Genomic DNA, 16,055 nt, shown 5'->3' with positions numbered 1-16,055 from the left:
TGCGTTGACGCTGCTCGGTCTCGGCGTGCCGGCATCGGCCGCTCCCGCTCATGAGGAGTCCCGCATGACCCAGGTGATACCGGCGCCGGTGTCGGTCACACCTGACCGCCACGGCGGCGGTTTCGAGCTGTCCCGTGACACCGTGATCAGCACCGGCCGCGGCGCCCGCGGCGTCGGCGAGTACCTGGCCGGCGTGCTGCGCCCGTCGACCGGCTACCGGCTGCCGGTCGTCACGGACCACCGCGGAGGCGGCGGGATCACGCTGTCCCTCGGCTACGTCCCCCCGAGCCTGGGCAACGAGGGCTACGAGCTGACCGTGACCCGGCACGGCGTCGCACTGAAGGCACGCACGTCAGCGGGCCTGTTCTCCGGCGTGCAGACGCTGCGCCAGCTACTCCCGGCGAAGGTCGAGAGCCGCACCCGGCAGCGCGGCCCGTGGACCGTGCAGGCGGGCAGGATCGTCGACTACCCGCGCTTCGCCTACCGTGGCGCGATGCTCGACGTGGCGAGGCACTTCTTCTCGCCGACCGAGGTCAAGACCTACATCGACCAGCTGGCCATGTACAAGATCAACCACCTGCACCTGCACCTCGCGGACGACCAGGGCTGGCGCATCGAGATCGAGGGCTGGCCGAGGCTGACCGAGTACGGCGGCTCCACGGAGGTGGGCGGCGGCCCCGGCGGCTACTACACGCAGGCCCAGTTCCGCGACCTGGTCGCGTACGCGGCGGCCCGCCACATCACGATCGTCCCGGAGATCGACCTGCCGGGCCACACGAACGCCGCGCTGGCGTCGTACGCCGAGCTGAACTGCGACGGCGTGGCGCCGCCGCTGTACACGGGCATCGAGGTCGGCTTCAGCTCCCTGTGCATCGACAAGGACACCACGTACGACTTCCTCCAGGACGTGATCTCCCAGCTGGCGAGGCTGACCCCCGGCCCGTACCTGCACATCGGCGGCGACGAGGCCCACTCGACCACGGACGAGGACTTCGTGAAGTTCTTCGACCGGGTCTTCCCGATCGTCGAGGCAACCGGCAAACGAGCGGTCGGCTGGCACGAGTTCCTGAAAGCCACCCCACCCACGTCGGGCGTGGCCCAGTTCTGGGGCACGACGACGAGCAATGACCTGGTGGTCGACGGGGCGGCGGCAGGCAACAAGATCCTTATGTCGCCGGCCAACAAGGCGTACCTGGACATGAAGTACGACGCGAACACCCCGCTGGGCCTGTCGTGGGCAGGTTTCACGGAGGTGGACGACGCGTACGACTGGAACCCGGGGGCGTACGTCGAGAACGTGCCGGAGTCGGCCGTGCTCGGCGTGGAGGCGCCGCTGTGGTCGGAGACGCTGGAGAACATCGACAACATCGAGTTCATGGCGTTCCCCAGGCTGCCTGCCATCGCCGAACTGGCGTGGTCCCCGTGGTCGACCCACGACTGGCAGTCGTTCCGCTCCCGCCTGGCCGAACAGGGCCCGAGGTGGGAAGCGATGGGCGTCGACTTCTACCGGTCGCCACAGATCCCCTGGTGATCACGCGCTGACCGGCGGCCACCTCGCGCTGAGGTGGCCGCCGTCATGTCGCGGAACTGCCCTGCCGGACAAGGGCGTGATCGCTAGCGTGGGCAGCATGACGTCGAACGAGACCCAGCCGTCGCCGTGGGAGGTGTTGGCCCCGATAGCCGACCTCGTGACCCCCATGGCGGTCCGAGTGGCGGCCACCCTGCGACTGGCGGACCTGATGTCCGAAGGCGTCACGGAGGTCGAAGAGCTGGCGACCCGAACCGAGACGGACGCGGATGCCCTCGGCAGGCTGCTACGCCACCTGACCTGCCACGGAGTGTTCACCGAGCCGGCGCCGAACCGGTTCGCACTGAACGAGACCGCCGACCTGCTGAGGTCGGATCACCCAGGGGGCATGCGAGCGGCGTTCGACCTGAACGAGTTCGGCGGCCGCATGGACCTGGTGTTCACGAACCTCCTGCACACCGTCCGCACCGGTGGGCCAGCGTGGGAGACCGTGCACGGTGCCCCGTTCTGGGAGTACCTGGCCACCAACCCCACCATGGCGGCGTCCTTCGACGCCTCGATGGCGGGCTCGACACGCACCGCGGCAGCCACCGCCTACGACTGGACCGACGTACGGCATGTCATCGACGTCGGCGGCGGCACCGGGGCGCTGCTGGCCGAGATACTGGCAGCCAACCCCGACATCCGGGCGACGCTGGTAGACCTACCCGACACAGTCACCAGAGGCCGAGAGCGCCTGGCGGAACGAGGCTTGGGCGACCGGTGCGAGTTCGCAGGCCAGAGCTTCTTCGACCCACTGCCCACAGGCGGGGACGTGTACCTGCTCAGCGCCGTACTACACGACTGGGACGATGACCAGGCCACGAAAATCCTCCGCGGATGCGCCCAGGCCGCAGGTAAGACGGGCCGGGTGGTCATAGTCGAGTCCCACGGAACAGCAGGCGACGACCCCGGCATGTTCGCCGAGATGAACCTGCGCATGTTGGTGCTCTCAGGCGGCCGCGAACGCACCGTCGAGGACTACCAGGCACTGGCCACAGCGGCAGGCCTGACCACGACCGATGTCAGAACAACCTCCACCGGCCTGGTCGTCATCGACTGCGAGCCGACTTGATCCCACCGCAGAGTGGCCCCAAACCAGCTGACCACCCTCGGGCAGACCACGAACGCAACGCCAAGCCCCCGCCTGCGCCGACGGGGAACGCCCCACTGAACCCGAGACGCGACGACCGCTCAGGCTAGCCCGATGCCGCAACAAGCTCCTCGACGACGCCTTGGTGAAGGCAGAGGACAAGGACTCCGAGCGGAGCCCCCGGACACATTGGCACCGATCCAAGACCTGCCCCAGAAGCCCGAACCCGCTCCGGGCCAACCCGACCTCGAGCCCAGCCCGAGGCCAACCACCGCTCCTGCAGCCCAAGCCCGATGGCGACCGGAGATGCCGGTCGCCCGCCACGGCCAACCCGATGCCGAGGCAGATTCAAGGCCCGAGCCTCCGCCAACAGCCGGGCCACGCGCCGAGATAGGTCACCCGGGCCGACCCCACCAGACCTGATGCCGACCGGAGACCCGGTCAACCGCCCGCAGCCAACCCAGCGCCGACCCCAACCCGAGGCCCCCGCCAACAGCCCAACCACACACCGAGGCAAAAACGGCCACCCCGCCCGATCCCCACAAACACAATGCCGACCGCACACCCAGTCGACCACCCCTTGGCCAACCGGACGCCGACACCAACCCGAGGCTCAAGCCTCCGCCGACAGCCCAACCACACGCCAACGTTAGTGGGCCACCCCGACACATCGACTCCTGTTTCCCGGCAGGGGAAACCGGGATGGTGACATCCGAACAGGACACGGGCTCAGCCGTGGCGGACCGGTGTGGGCAACAACCAAGCACGACGCCAACCGGAGACCGCTCAACCACCCGCGGCCAACCCGACCCCGACACCAACCGGAGGCCCAAGCCTCCGCCAACAGCCCAACCACACGCCAACGTAGGTCAGCCACCCGAGCCAACCCCACAAGCACAATCACCGCCCCGACCAACTCAATCCCGACACCACCCGAGGCCGGTCACGCGCCCCGAACCAACCCAACTTCCGACACAAACGCGGGTCCAAGCCTCCCCCGACAGCCCCAACCACGCATCGAGGCAAGTCGGCACCCCCGACAGCCCCCACCATGCACGATAAACCGCCCCGCCCGCACCAACCCCGATACCAACCCGAGGCCCGGCCCACCGGCCCACCGGCCCACCGGCCCACCGGCCCACCGGCCCACCGGCCCACCGGCCCACCGGCCCACCGGCCCACCGGCCCACCGGCCCACCGGCCCACCGGCCCACCGGCCCACCGGCCCAGACGGGCGAATCACGGGTCACACGACCTCCACGCCACCCCCCAACCGCGCCCGTTCAGCGGCGAACACCGCCAGATGCGACTCGAGCGACTCCGCCGCGCCGGACAGGATGTGCCCCGACTCCCCGGTCTCCACTGCCCGGGTGAACGCATCCATCAATCCGGCGTCACCACCCCCATGTCCCTCCTCCGTGTCGATGCCCGCGCTTCCGGCCTCCAACACCTCGACGGCCCCCGACGTGAAGTCGTGCAGCCGGACAGTCTCGCCATCGCCTTCCAGGTATCCCCGTGTGCCGAAGATCCGCGTCTGTCGATCCATGTGCGGTGTGAACGCCGTCATCGTGAAGGTCGCTGTCACGCCACCGCCGAACTCCAGCGCCACCACCTGGTGATCCACCACATCGTTGTCACACGCGTACACGCACCGCCCGTACGGACCAGTCCGCAACGCCTCCGTCACCCCGTTCTCCGTCACGTCGTCGGTCAGCACGCTCACTGGCCAACCCTTCCGGCCCTCGCTGAGCATCCCCAGGTACAGCCGCGGTGCCGAGTAGGGACACGTCGGCTCCACCGCACAGTCCAGGCACCGGTCCGCCGCCCCGGCGGGCTGCGACTCTCGTCGGAAGTGCCGCAGCGAGCCGAAACTCGACACCCGTTGGATCGGTCTGCCGACCACGTGCCGCAGCCAGTCGATGTCGTGCCCCGACTTGGCCAGCAGCATGAACGACGCCTCGTCGGTGCGGCGCCAGTTCCCCCGTACGAACGAGTGCGCGTAGTGCCAGTGCCCGACCGGCTCCAGGTGCTGGACGCTCACGATCTCACCCAGCCGACCATCGTCCACCAGCCGCTTCACCAACCTCGTGTACGGCCGGTACCGCATGACGTGGCAGACCGCGAACAGCACACCTGCCTCGGTCACCGCGTTCACCAGCGCCGTGCACTCCTCGGCGGACGGTGCCAGCGGCTTCTCCACCAGCAGGTGATAACCCTTGCGGGCCAACGCGATCGCCGGTTCGACGTGTTCGGCGTCCTGTGTGGACACGATGGCCACGTCCGCGAGCCGAGGCGCGGCAGCCAGCTCCTGCCACGACGTGAACACGTGCTCGACACCGTGCTCCCGCGCCAGCGACTCCCGCTGGTACGCACGGGGTTCCGCGACGGCCACGACCCGTGCGCGGTCGCCGTGCCTGCCGATCCACCCGGCGTACCCGCTGCCACGCTGTCCGGCGCCGACAATGGCGTATCGCACCATCACTACTCCTTCACGTACCTCGTCACCGTCACCGACGCGGTCACCCGCACCGGCTGCGGCAGGGCGGACACCCGCTCCGCCAGGACGTCCCCGTCCACATGCCACGCGCTCGGTCCCATGCCGACCAGCGCCAGCACCTGCCCGTGCGTCAACGACATCCCGAACTCACACCTCTCCTCCCCGGATACCACGAAACCCGGTAGGGACGCCGACACGCGGGCGGCCTTGTCCGCATCGACCGTCAGCAGGTGCAGGGCCGACACCAGCTCGCGGAGGTGTGCGGGTGTCGGCGACACCACGACCAGTCGACCGTCCGAGGACAGCACGCGGGCGGTCTCCGCAGCGTTGCGTGGGGCGAACACGTCGAGCACCACCGAGATCGCACCGTTACGTACCGGCAGGCGTTGCCACGTGTCGGCACCCACCGCACCCAGGCGGGGATGCGCGCGAGCGGCCCGGCGCAGCGCGGGCTTGGCGATCTCCAGCGCTATGCCCACCCGGTCGGGTGCGGCGTCCAGGACCGCCGCGAGGTAGTGGCCCGTGCCGGCACCCAGGTCCAGCACGCAGCCCTCCCCCGAGGCCGCCGCCACGGTCGCGGCCACGATCGGGTCGTAGTGGCCCGCCGACAGGAACTCGTGCCGGGCCGTGACCATGTCCGCGTTGTCCCCGGTCACCGGGGCCTTGCCTGCCTGCAGGTTCACGTACCCCTGCCGGGCGATGTCGAAGGTGTGTCCCGACTCGCACCGGAGCGAGCCGGGTGAGGCCGTCAGCGTGGTCGAGCAATGTGGACAGCACAGGTAGGAGAGGACGTCGGCGAGCACCGTCCGACCCTAGTGGCGCGTGGTTGATGTTCATGGTCAGGACGATGACACGGGGGACCGACAGTTCCGGGACTGGTGGTGCTAGCCCCACCCCGGGTTCGGGTGGCAGCGCCAGTGATTCGGACACACTGCGGAGCCAGGCTTAATCCCATGTTCCTGCGCCGTCACCCATTCACTGTCGCTGGGCTCGTCGTGATCGTCACGCTGGGCCTTCTGTTCGGCTCGTTCGTCACACCACTCGGTGAACATGCCTGGGGCGAGCGACTTTCGTACGGTGTGCCCGCCTTCGCGGACGGCAGGTGGTGGTCGGTGTTCACCGGCGTGCCGTTCGCGATCACGCCGCTGTGCTACGTCGCCGTGCTCGCGAGCTTCGCCGCGTTCGTCGGCCTCGCCGAGCACCGGCTCGGCACCGCCAGGACCATGGGGATCTGGGCGATCGGCCACGTCGCGGGCGTGTTCGGGGCCATCGGCCTCGTCGACCTCACCGGCAGCGCCCTGACCTCGGCCATCGACGTGGGCCCGTCCGGCGGCGCGATGGCGGCCGCGGCAGTCGTCACGGCGACCCTCCCGTCCCGCTGGCGTTTCTGGGCACGCGCCGGCCTCGTCACCTACGTGGTCGGATCGCTGCTGGTCATCGGGCACCTCGCCGACGTCGTGCACCTGGTCGCCGTCGCGGTGGCGCTGCCGCTCGGCCCCCTGTTCGTCCGCCGGGCCGCCAGGAACACCGGTAGCGACCAGGCGATCGACCTTCTCGAGGCGCACGGCGGCGGCACCCTGTCCTGGATGACGACCTGGCCGGGCACGGAGTACCTCTACGGCGAGGACGGCTACGTCGCCTACCGCCGTCACGCCGGCGTCGCCATCGCCGTCGGTAACCCGGTCGGCTCACCGGAGTGGCGACGGAACGCCCCTGCTGCCTTCGCCGCCCACTGCGACAGGAACGGCCTGGTCCCTGCCTGGTTCTCGGTCAGCGCCGAGACCGCGGACAACGCGGGCACACACCGCGTCCAGGTCGCGGAGGACACGCTCGTCGACCTGCCGGGACTCGAGTTCCGCGGCAAGAAGTGGCAGGACGTCCGCACCGCGCGCAACCGCGCGACCAAGGACGGCATCCAGTTCCGCATGGTCAGCCTCGCCGACGAGTCGCTCGCCGTCAAACGGCAGGTCAGGGAGGTGTCGGCGGGCTGGCTGAAGAGCAAGCACACGCCGGAGCTGGGCTTCACTCTCGGCGGCGTCACCGAGGCCATGGACCCACGTGTCCGCGTCGGCATCGCGGTCGACGGCGACGGCACGGTCCACGGCGTGACGTCGTGGCTGCCGGTCCTCGACGGCAACGGCAAGCCGCGTGGCTGGACCCTCGACATGATGCGCCGCAGGGCCGGCGGCTTCCGCCCGGTGGTCGAGTTCATGATCGCCGAGGCCTGCCTGACCTTCCAGTCCGAGGGCGCCGACCTGGTGTCGCTGTCCGGTGCACCGTTGGTCCGCTCGGACAGGAGCAAGGTCGGCGGCATACAGAAGGGACTCGACCTCATGGGCAGGCTCATGGAGCCGCTCTACGGGTTCGCGTCACTCCACGCGTTCAAGGCGAAGTTCCAACCGCGTACGGAACCACTCTTTCTGGTGTACCGCGGTACGGGTGACCTGCCACGGATCGGAGTCGCGATCCTGCGTGCGTACCTGGCTAAGCCGGCCAGCGCCGAGCAGCGGAGGACAGTGCCGAACGTGCTCCGGCGGCCAGCTCTCGCACCAGCTCCGCTGCAGGCAGGGGTCGGGCGAACTCGTACGACTGTCCTGCCCACAGGGACATGGCCTGCTGGTCTCCGGCCCGCCGCAGGTCTCTGGTCAGCTGGTGGACCTGCGGATATGCCGCAGGCGCGGCGGCGGAGTGCTCGGTCAGGAAGCGGTTCACCAGCCCACGCGCGGGCCGGCCGGTGAAGGCGCGGGTGACCGACGTGGGCGTGTCGCCCGCGGCGAGTGCCGCGAGGTGGAGCGGGTTCGCCCCGCTCTCCGGGCAGGGCAGGAACATCGTGCCCAGCTGCGCGGCACTCGCGCCCGCGACGAGCACGGCGGCCACGTCCGCGCCGCTCGACAACCCGCCCGCCGCCACCAGCGGCACGTCGACTGCGGCGGACACCTTGCGCAGCAACGGGATCAGACCCGTGTGGTCGGTACCCTCGTTGACGAAGGAGCCGCGGTGGGCACCGGCCTCCTGGCCCTGCACGCACAGGCCGTCCGCGCCCGAGGCGACCGCCTCCCGTGCCTCCGCCGCCGACGTCACGGTCACGAGCACCTCGCAGCCGTGCGCCTTCACCTCGGCGATGACCTCGGACGAGGGACACCCGAACGTGAAGCTGACGACCGGCACGTTGGCCTCCGACAGCAACGCCAGCTTGGCCTCCCAGGCGTCGTCCCCGCCGACCGGATCGCCGAGTGGGACGCCGTACCGCTCGGCCTCGCCACGCAGCGCGGCCGCGTACGCCTCGACCGCCGAGGCGTCGACCGGCGTTCGTTCCGGCACGAACACGTTGAGCCCGAACGGTCTCCCGGTCAATGCGCGGGTCGCGTCCACCTGCGCCCGCACGGCGTCCGCCGTCAGGTAACCCGCGGCGAGGAAGCCGAGGCCCCCGGCGTTCGACACGGCGGCGGCCAGCTCGGGCGTCGACCCGCCACCTGCCATCGGCGCCTGCACAATCGGCTCGGGCAGTTCGTCGATGATCGTCACGGCGCCAGCTCCTGTCCCGTCAGCCGCAGCAGCGGCGCGGCCTTCACCACTGTCTCGGCCATCTCCTCGTCCGGTGTGGACAGTGCGATGATGGCACCGCCGACGCCGTAGGACACCCGGTCGGCCCAGGCCACGAGCGTACGGATCACGATGCTCAGGTCGGCGGCCCCGGACAGCGAGAAGTAGCCGAGCGCGCCCGCGTACACACCCCGGGAACCGCCCTCGAGCCGGTCGATGATGGCCATGGTCCGCAGCTTCGGCGCGCCGGTCATCGAACCGCCCGGGAAGGCGGCGCGAACCACGTCGACGGCCGTCCGGTCCGGCCGCAGCCTGGCACGGACCGTGCTGACCAGCTGGTGCACGGTCGGATGTGTCTCCACGTCGAACAGGTCCGCCACGGTGACACCGTCGAGCGCGGCGACGCTGCCGAGGTCGTTGCGCACGAGGTCGACGATCATGAGGTTCTCGGCGCGGTCCTTGGCCGAGGTCGCCAGTTCGTGGCGCAGTGCGGCGTCCCGCGCCGGGGTCGCGCCCCTGGGCCGGGTGCCCTTGATCGGCTTCGACTCCGCGACGCCGTCTGCCGTGACCCGCAGGAACCGTTCCGGCGACGCGGAGAGCACGCTCAGCTCGCCGAACCGGAGCAACGCGCCGAACGGCTCCGGGTTGACCCGGCGCAGGCGCCGGTAGGCGGGCCACGGGTCGAGCTTGCCGTGCGCGGTGAGCTGGTTGGTGAGGCACACCTCGTACGTCTCGCCCGCGACGATCTCGCGCTGGCAGGCGGCCACCAGGTCGAGGTAGGCGTCGCGGCCGTGCCGGGGCCGGAGCGGTCCCAGGTCGGGAACCCGCAGGTCAGGAGAATTGTCGGGGCAGGCGGGTAGCGTCGCCTCGACCTCGTCGAACCAACCGTCGTCGCTCAGTGCAAGGAGGTGGACCTGACGCTCGAGGTGGTCGAACACGATCGCGCGGTCGGCGAAGATCATGGCCGCGTCCGGGTGCTCGGACCGGTGCGTGTTCGGCGAGCCGCACTCGGCCTTCAGCTCGTAGCCGAGGTAGCCGACCCAGCCGAGGGCGAACTCGAACGGCAGGTCGGGCGGGGTGACCCGGTGCTCGGCGAGGTCGGCTGCGAGCCAGTCGAGGAACCCGCTGTGCACGGTCTCGTCGCGGTCGGCGCTGCGGACGGTGACCGTGCCGGTGGTGACATCCGCTGTGGCGACTCGGGCGTGGGGACCGCTCGCGTCACCGAGGAACGAGAACCGGCCGCCCGCGCCGCCCTCGTCGGCGCTGTCGAGCCAGAAGGAGTAGTCGGAATGAGCGAACAAAGCGTCGAACACGGTCTCGGCGGAGGCGCCCGTGGTGACCCGCCGGTGCTCGATCGTACGTGCCCGTCGTGGCGAACGGACCTCCACGACGGGTCTCGTCCTCGGCTGTCGTAGGAAGTTCGCGAGCAGCCGGTGGCCGTGCCGCGTGCGGATCGACTCCGGGTGGAACTGCACGCCCCACTGCGGCCGGTGGCGGTGCCGCACCCCCATGAGCACACCGTCGTCGCTGGTGGCGATCGGTTCGAGGGTGTCGGGCAGCGTCGTCGCGACGAGTGAGTGGTACCGGACGGCGTCGAACGGCGACGGCAGGCCGGCGAACAGACCGGAGCCGTCGTGGAGGATCGGCGAGGTCTGGCCGTGCCGCACGTGCGGGGCCGGGCCGATCGTGCCGCCGTGGACGTGGCAGATGCCCTGGTGGCCGAGGCAGACGCCGAGCAGCGGGATGGTCGCCGTGCGGATCACGTCGGCACAGACGCCGAAGTCACCGCGTCTCTCCGGGCGCCCGGGGCCGGGCGACAGGATGACGTGGGTGTAGGCGTCGAGGTCGACGGGCTCGTCGTTGCGCACGACTGTCGGCGCCACGCCGGTGACCGCGCCGACCAGATGGCACAGGTTGTACGTGAACGAGTCGTAGTTGTCGATGATCAGCGTGCCCATACCACCTCGGAGCTTCACCGATGGTCGATGCGCGGCGCAAGGCGTCATCCGTCACGTGGGGACTGGCCGGCAGCGTGGCTGTCCGCGCCGCTGCCGGCCAGCGGTGGTGAGGAGCGGTTGGTTCCCACTGTGGGCAAGGGAACCGGGTCGACAACGCTCCTCGACCAATGCTCAACCCACGCGAGTTCCCGAGACGAGGAACACGGGCAGGGCGACGAAGAGCCGGTCGTCGCGGGCGCGGGCGACCTGGTCGTCGAGCCAGTCGCCGTCGCCGATGGTCTCGAGCATCGCAAGGATCATGGGGTCGGTGAACACGAACGTGTGCACCTGGACGGTGACGTCGGTGAACCCGTTGTCCAGCAGGAGGTTCCGGTACCGACGGCCGGCGCGCGGGGTGGCCATGCCGTCCGCGCGGGCGTGGACGAGCGCACGCGTGCGGTCCGGGTCGGACGAGTCGATCAGGATGGTGTCCCAGTCCTGACCGACGAGCACCGCGCGTCCGTTCCTGGCCAGCACCCGCCGCGCCTCGGCGACGGCACGCTCCGGCTCGGGAACGGCGTGGAGCACCTTGTCCGCGCGGTACCCGGTGAAGGCGCCGTCGTCGAAGGGCAGCGCGGTGGCGTCGGCGAGGCGAAACTCGGCCTCGGGCCAGCGTTGCTTCGCGGCCGCCAGCATGTCGGGATCGAGGTCGACGCCGACGGCGGCCACCCCGCGAGCGGTGAGCTCGCCGGTGGCACGACCGCCGCCGCAACCGACGTCGACGACCGTGTCGCCGAGTGATTCGTAGGTACGTTCGCGCAGGTCACGCGCCTCGGGAAGGTCGTCGAGGGCATCGAGCATGGTCAGTAGCGTGGACATGCCGCACATCGTGCGACTTAATGTGAACATGAAGTCAATCGGCGATGTGGCGGCCCAGTTCGGCGTGGCGACACACGTCCTGCGGCACTGGGAGGCCGAGGGGCTGCTCGCCCCGACGCGCGACGGCGATCGCCGTCGCTACACCGAGGCGGACGTGAACCGGGTGGCGGCGATCATGCTGGGCAAACAGGCAGGCTTCACCCTGTCCGGCATCCGCGCGATGCTGTCAGCCCCGACCGCCGCCGCCCGTCACGAGGTGGTGACCCGCCACCGCCAGGAGCTGGCCGAACGAATCGCGCTGGCCCAGGCGGCGATGTCCATGATCGAGGGCGCGCTCGTCTGCACCCACGACGACGTCATGGCCTGCCCTACCTTCCTGCGGCACCTTGGGCAGCCGGCTCCTTCTTCTCCGCCGGATTCGGCGCCAGCCCCAGCTCGATGAGGCTGTGGGCCGTGTCCAGGATGGTTTCCCTGGTCGGCCGCAGCGTCAGCCCGAGCTCGCGGCTCGCCTTGTCGTGGCTCACGTCCTCGCGACGACCGACGAAGCCGAGCGCGTGCCGCAGCGACGGGTCGAACCGGGCCATCACACGCAACACCCACGTCGGCAGCCCACCCGTCGGCACCCGGTAGCCCCTGGGGTTGAACTCCGCCGCGAGCACGGCCGCGACGTCCCTCATCAGCGTGAACTCGCCTGCGACGATGTACCGGTTGCCCGCGGCCCGCGGCGTCTCCAGCGCGAGCCGGTGCGCGGTCGCCACGTCCCGGACGTCGGCGATCGCGAACCCCATCTTGGGCGACGCGGGCACGTCGCGAACCAGCAGCCGGTGCACGACCGCCACGGACGTGCCGATGTTCTCGCTGAGCAGTGGCCCGAGCACCATCCCCGGGTTCACCACCACCAGCTCGAGACCGGACTCCTCGGCGAAGTCCCACGCCGCCCGCTCCGCCAGTGTCTTGCTCTTCGGATAGGCGGGACTGCGCTCCAGGACCGACCAGTCCTCCTCGGCCCGGACGACGCCGCCCGGATGCCCGCTGACCACGGCCGCGATGGACGACGTCACCACGACGCGCTTCACCTTCGCGTCGGCCGCGGCACGCAGGACCCGCAACGTCCCGTCGACCGCGGGCCTGATCAGCTCGTCCTCGGACGCGGGCACCCCGTTGGGAAACGGCGAAGCCACGTGCACGACGTAGTCGCACCCGTCGACCGCCTCGGCCCAGCCCGCGTCCCGCGTGAGGTCGGCGGCGACCGTGTCCCCGCCCACCGGCCGCCGCGCAGTCCCGCGCACCTCGTAGCCGTGTGCCTCCAGGTCCTTGACGACGTGTCCGGCCACGTACCCCGACGCACCGGTCACCAACACCCGTCCAGACATGCACATCCCCGATCTATGCAGTGTTCAGATAATCTGAGCACTGTATATATCAACCAGGTGTGCAAAAGCAAGGAATCACTTAGTCTCATGGCGTGGCCAGGCCCAACTACCACCACGGCGCATTGCGGGAAGCGCTGCTCAAGGCGACGCTGGAGTTGATCGAGACCGAGGGCATCGGCGCGGTGAGTCTGCGACAGGTCGCCCGCTCGGCAGGAGTCAGCCCAGGCGCGCCGTACCACCACTTCCCCGACCGTGCGGCACTACTCACGGCCCTGTCCGACGAGGGCTTCCGCCGCCTGGCGGACACGCTGACCAGAGCACACGAAACCACGAGCACGGCAACAGAAGCCCTGGAGGCCATCCTTCTCGCATACGTGGAGTTCGCCCAAGCCAACCCCGCCTACTTCCGCCTGATGTTCCGGCCGGAGCTGAAACAGTCCCACAAGGGCGACACCGGAACGGAAGCGGGTGAGGCGGCCTTCGCCGTCCTCGACACCACGGTGTCCGAGTGCCTGGCAGAGAAGGAAAGCGACATCAACCAGGACGTCCTGGCGATGACGATGTGGAGCCTCGTGCACGGCTACGCATCCCTGTGGCTGGACGGCCAACTGACCAACCGGACGACCAACCCGGCCAAACTGGCAAGCCAGATAACGAAACTGACGACAACCCTGATCCCCGCCGTCTGAAACCCGGTGCCGGCCACCCAGGCGTCAACCCGGGGTGGCCGGCACGAAGGACGGTCACCGCCACGTCCTCGGGTCGTGCGAGGGGTCGTCGTACATGGGCGGGCAACCGCCGTCGACGGCTTCGGGGCGCAGTTCGTAGTGCCATGGTTCGTTGCGGTAGATCTGGCAGAGCCCGTACTCGGTACCGTGCTCGGACAGCCAGACCCTGCCAGCGGGCGGTCCTATGTCGACGGCGTGCCCCGACACGTGCGCGGACGTGTCCGGAGTGGCCACCCAGCGGGCGGCTTCCTCGGCTGAGCCGTACTTCGAGACCGCATCGTGCAGCAGCTGCTCCTGGTACTCCGGGGAACGCCAGCCGCCGTTGACGAACAACTCGACCCCGTCACCCTCGGCGGCGGTCGCCGCTCGACGCAGGGCACCGAGCAGGTCGGGATCGAGGTTGACCACGGCAGGCGTCTCCTCGTCGAAGACCGTCACGGGGTCGGGGACAGCGCCGTGCGCCTTGCCGAGGACGTGCCGGGCGGCAGGCAGTCGGGTGCGGTGCGGCGCTGTTCGACTCATGCCGACAGCCAAGGCCGCGTGCCGTTACCAGCATGTACCCGGTTTTCGATATGCCGGCGAGATGGTGCGGGACGTAGCGTCGAGAGCATGCGTGTGTTGATCGTCGAGGACGAGCCCTACCTGGCGGAAGCCATCCGCGACGGCCTGCGCCTCGAGGCGATCGCCGCCGACATCGCCGGTGACGGCGACACCGCGCTTGAGCTGCTCAGCGTCAACTCCTACGACCTCGCGGTCCTCGACCGTGACATCCCCGGCCCGTCCGGCGACGAGATCGCCGAAAGCATCGTCTCCTCGGGCAGTGGCATGCCGATCCTCATGCTCACCGCCGCCGACCGGATCGACGACAAGGCCTCCGGGTTCGAGCTGGGCGCCGACGACTACCTCACCAAACCGTTCGACCTTCGCGAACTGGTCATGCGACTGCGGGCACTCAACCGCAGGCGAGCACACGCCCGGCCCCCGGTCAGCGAGATCGCGGGCCTGCGGCTGGACCCCTTCCGCCGGGAGGTCTTCCGCGACGGGCGCTACGTCGCGCTCACCCGCAAGCAGTTCGCCGTGCTCGAGGTACTCGTCGCCGCGGAGGGCGGTGTCGTGAGCGCAGAAGAACTGCTGGAGCGGGCGTGGGACGAGAACGCCGACCCCTTCACCAACGCCGTCCGCATCACCGTCTCCGCCCTGCGCAAGCGGCTCGGCGAGCCGTGGCTCATCGCCACCGTGCCCGGGGTCGGGTACCGCATCGACACCGGCCCCGAGGGAGCGAACCGTGGCTAGACCGGCCGGTATGAGCGTCCGCCTCAAGCTCACCCTCAGCTACGCGGGCGTGATCATGCTCGCGGGCACCCTGCTGCTCGCGGTCGTGTGGGTGTTCCTGCTGCGCTACGTACCCGAGACGATCTTCACGGCACCTCCCGGAACCCGGCCGAGGATGGGCATGATGGTCATCCCCGACCGCTCCGACCTGTTGAGAGCGTTCGTCCCGAAGGCAGCCGCGATGCTGGTCTTCCTGCTGACGTTCAGCCTGCTGGGCGGCTGGGTCCTCGCGGGCAGCATGCTCGCGCCGCTGACACGCATCACCAACGCCACCCGCCTGGCGGCGAACGGCTCGCTATCCCACCGGATCCAGCTGGAGGGCCGCAGGGACGAGTTCCGCGAGCTGGCCGACGCCTTCGACGCCATGCTCGCGCGGCTCGAAGCACACGACGCAGAACAGCAGCGGTTCGCGGCCAACGCCTCCCACGAGCTGCGCACCCCGCTGGCGATCACGCAGACCCTGCTCGACGTGGCCCGCAACGACGTGAACCGCGACACCGGCGAGCTCGTCGACCGCCTCCACCTGGTCAACAGCCGGGCGATCGACCTCACCGAGGCCCTGCTCCTGCTCAGCCGCGCCAACCAGCGGTCCTTCACCCGTGAACACGTCGACCTGTCCCTGACAGCCGAAGAAGCGACCGAGACGCTCCTCCCGCTGGCCGAGAAACACGGCGTCACCGTCGAGACGTCCGGTGAGATGACCCCGACCACGGGCTCCCGGGCTCTCCTGCTGCAGATGACCACGAACCTCGTGCACAACGCCATCGTCCACAACCTCCGCGAACACGGCACCGTGCACGTCGACACCGCCATCCGCGCGGGATCGGCCGTGCTGACCGTCGAGAACACCGGCGAGAAGCTGTCCCCACAACTGGTCTCGACCCTCACCGAACCGTTCCGGCGCGGCACCGACCGCGTACGCGGCGACCACGCGGGTGTGGGCCTGGGACTGGCCATCGTCAAGAGCATCGCCAAAGCACACGACGGAACCCTCACCCTCACCCCGCAGGCAGGAGGCCTGCGCGTCACGGTGGAACTGCCCGCCGCCCCACCACAAACCAACAGACGACGATCGACGGAACTGCAACGCGACCACCAGTAACGCG

The 16,055-nt window shown here is 69.8% G+C and carries 13 protein-coding genes and 1 pseudogene; 7 read left to right on the top strand and 7 right to left on the bottom strand.

The window, feature by feature from the left end; translation table 11 throughout:
- The first annotated feature begins 64 nt into the window (after positions 1-64).
- A complete protein-coding gene (locus CLV71_RS29445; RefSeq protein WP_133906138.1) occupies positions 65-1,531 on the top strand; it encodes a beta-N-acetylhexosaminidase in 1,467 nt (488 codons plus the stop codon).
- Between the two features lie 97 nt (positions 1,532-1,628).
- Entirely contained in the window at positions 1,629-2,642 is a 1,014-nt protein-coding gene (locus CLV71_RS29440; protein ID WP_133906137.1) for a methyltransferase, read from the top strand.
- Positions 2,643-3,906: 1,264 nt separating this feature from the next.
- Here CLV71_RS29440 and CLV71_RS29435 read toward each other — a convergent pair.
- Together CLV71_RS29435 and CLV71_RS29430 are read right to left on the bottom strand one after the other, a co-directional pair.
- Complete coding sequence (locus CLV71_RS29435; protein WP_133906136.1) at positions 3,907-5,139, bottom strand: Gfo/Idh/MocA family protein; 1,233 nt, start codon at positions 5,137-5,139, stop codon at positions 3,907-3,909.
- 2 nt (positions 5,140-5,141) lie between these two features.
- Positions 5,142-5,960, bottom strand: coding sequence for a putative RNA methyltransferase (locus CLV71_RS29430; RefSeq protein ID WP_133906135.1), 819 nt, complete (start codon positions 5,958-5,960; stop codon positions 5,142-5,144).
- Between the two features lie 150 nt (positions 5,961-6,110).
- On the opposite strand from CLV71_RS29430, the pseudogene CLV71_RS49535 reads away from it, so the two are divergent.
- Positions 6,111-7,574, top strand: a pseudogene (locus CLV71_RS49535) (bifunctional lysylphosphatidylglycerol flippase/synthetase MprF); the annotation flags it as partial.
- Positions 7,575-7,641: 67 nt separating this feature from the next.
- Here CLV71_RS49535 and CLV71_RS29420 read toward each other — a convergent pair.
- The 3 genes from CLV71_RS29420 to CLV71_RS29410 all read right to left on the bottom strand — a co-directional run bounded on the left by CLV71_RS29420 (position 7,642) and on the right by CLV71_RS29410 (position 11,516).
- On the bottom strand, positions 7,642-8,676 hold the full coding sequence (locus CLV71_RS29420; RefSeq protein ID WP_133906330.1) for an NAD(P)H-dependent flavin oxidoreductase: 1,035 nt from the start codon (positions 8,674-8,676) through the stop codon (positions 7,642-7,644).
- Between the two features lie 2 nt (positions 8,677-8,678).
- Positions 8,679-10,658, bottom strand: coding sequence for an aminodeoxychorismate synthase component I (pabB, locus tag CLV71_RS29415; RefSeq protein ID WP_133906134.1), 1,980 nt, complete (start codon positions 10,656-10,658; stop codon positions 8,679-8,681).
- Positions 10,659-10,829: 171 nt separating this feature from the next.
- Entirely contained in the window at positions 10,830-11,516 is a 687-nt protein-coding gene (locus CLV71_RS29410) for a methyltransferase domain-containing protein (RefSeq protein WP_133906133.1), read from the bottom strand.
- Here CLV71_RS29410 and CLV71_RS29405 point away from each other — a divergent pair.
- Complete coding sequence (locus CLV71_RS29405) at positions 11,515-11,958, top strand: helix-turn-helix domain-containing protein (RefSeq protein WP_243866803.1); 444 nt, start codon at positions 11,515-11,517, stop codon at positions 11,956-11,958. The genes CLV71_RS29410 and CLV71_RS29405 overlap by 2 nt on opposite strands.
- On the opposite strand, the gene CLV71_RS29400 is transcribed toward CLV71_RS29405, so the two are convergent.
- Positions 11,885-12,889 (bottom strand): NAD-dependent epimerase/dehydratase family protein, encoded by a 1,005-nt coding sequence (locus CLV71_RS29400; protein WP_133906132.1) that lies wholly within the window; start codon positions 12,887-12,889, stop codon positions 11,885-11,887. The genes CLV71_RS29405 and CLV71_RS29400 overlap by 74 nt on opposite strands.
- A 92-nt stretch (positions 12,890-12,981) precedes the next feature.
- On the opposite strand from CLV71_RS29400, the gene CLV71_RS29395 reads away from it, so the two are divergent.
- Complete coding sequence (locus tag CLV71_RS29395) at positions 12,982-13,578, top strand: TetR/AcrR family transcriptional regulator (RefSeq protein ID WP_133906131.1); 597 nt, start codon at positions 12,982-12,984, stop codon at positions 13,576-13,578.
- Between the two features lie 54 nt (positions 13,579-13,632).
- On the opposite strand, the gene CLV71_RS29390 is transcribed toward CLV71_RS29395, so the two are convergent.
- Complete coding sequence (locus CLV71_RS29390; RefSeq protein ID WP_133906130.1) at positions 13,633-14,139, bottom strand: M15 family metallopeptidase; 507 nt, start codon at positions 14,137-14,139, stop codon at positions 13,633-13,635.
- Between the two features lie 87 nt (positions 14,140-14,226).
- Between CLV71_RS29390 and CLV71_RS29385 the strand changes: the two genes are divergently transcribed.
- Together CLV71_RS29385 and CLV71_RS29380 are read left to right on the top strand one after the other, a co-directional pair.
- Entirely contained in the window at positions 14,227-14,910 is a 684-nt protein-coding gene (locus CLV71_RS29385; protein WP_133906129.1) for a response regulator transcription factor, read from the top strand.
- Positions 14,903-16,051 (top strand): sensor histidine kinase, encoded by a 1,149-nt coding sequence (locus CLV71_RS29380; RefSeq protein ID WP_133906128.1) that lies wholly within the window; start codon positions 14,903-14,905, stop codon positions 16,049-16,051. Before CLV71_RS29385 ends, CLV71_RS29380 begins: the two co-directional genes overlap by 8 nt.
- Positions 16,052-16,055 lie beyond the last annotated feature (4 nt).

It is taken from the genome of Actinophytocola oryzae (assembly GCF_004364325.1).
Lineage (GTDB): Bacteria > Actinomycetota > Actinomycetes > Mycobacteriales > Pseudonocardiaceae > Actinophytocola > Actinophytocola oryzae.
Note: the sequence above shows the minus strand (reverse complement) of the source record. Positions and strands in the feature narration are given on the sequence as shown.

Coding starts and splice junctions, on each gene's coding strand:
- CLV71_RS29445 (WP_133906138.1), top strand. CDS start 65: ATGACCCAGGTGATACCGGCGCCGGTGTCGGTCACACCTGACCGCCAC.
- pabB (WP_133906134.1), bottom strand. CDS start 10,658: ATGGGCACGCTGATCATCGACAACTACGACTCGTTCACGTACAACCTG.
- CLV71_RS29400 (WP_133906132.1), bottom strand. CDS start 12,889: ATGTCTGGACGGGTGTTGGTGACCGGTGCGTCGGGGTACGTGGCCGGA.
- CLV71_RS29405 (WP_243866803.1), top strand. CDS start 11,515: ATGCCGCACATCGTGCGACTTAATGTGAACATGAAGTCAATCGGCGAT.
- CLV71_RS29440 (WP_133906137.1), top strand. CDS start 1,629: ATGACGTCGAACGAGACCCAGCCGTCGCCGTGGGAGGTGTTGGCCCCG.
- CLV71_RS29390 (WP_133906130.1), bottom strand. CDS start 14,139: ATGAGTCGAACAGCGCCGCACCGCACCCGACTGCCTGCCGCCCGGCAC.
- CLV71_RS29410 (WP_133906133.1), bottom strand. CDS start 11,516: ATGTCCACGCTACTGACCATGCTCGATGCCCTCGACGACCTTCCCGAG.
- CLV71_RS29435 (WP_133906136.1), bottom strand. CDS start 5,139: ATGGTGCGATACGCCATTGTCGGCGCCGGACAGCGTGGCAGCGGGTAC.
- CLV71_RS29385 (WP_133906129.1), top strand. CDS start 14,227: ATGCGTGTGTTGATCGTCGAGGACGAGCCCTACCTGGCGGAAGCCATC.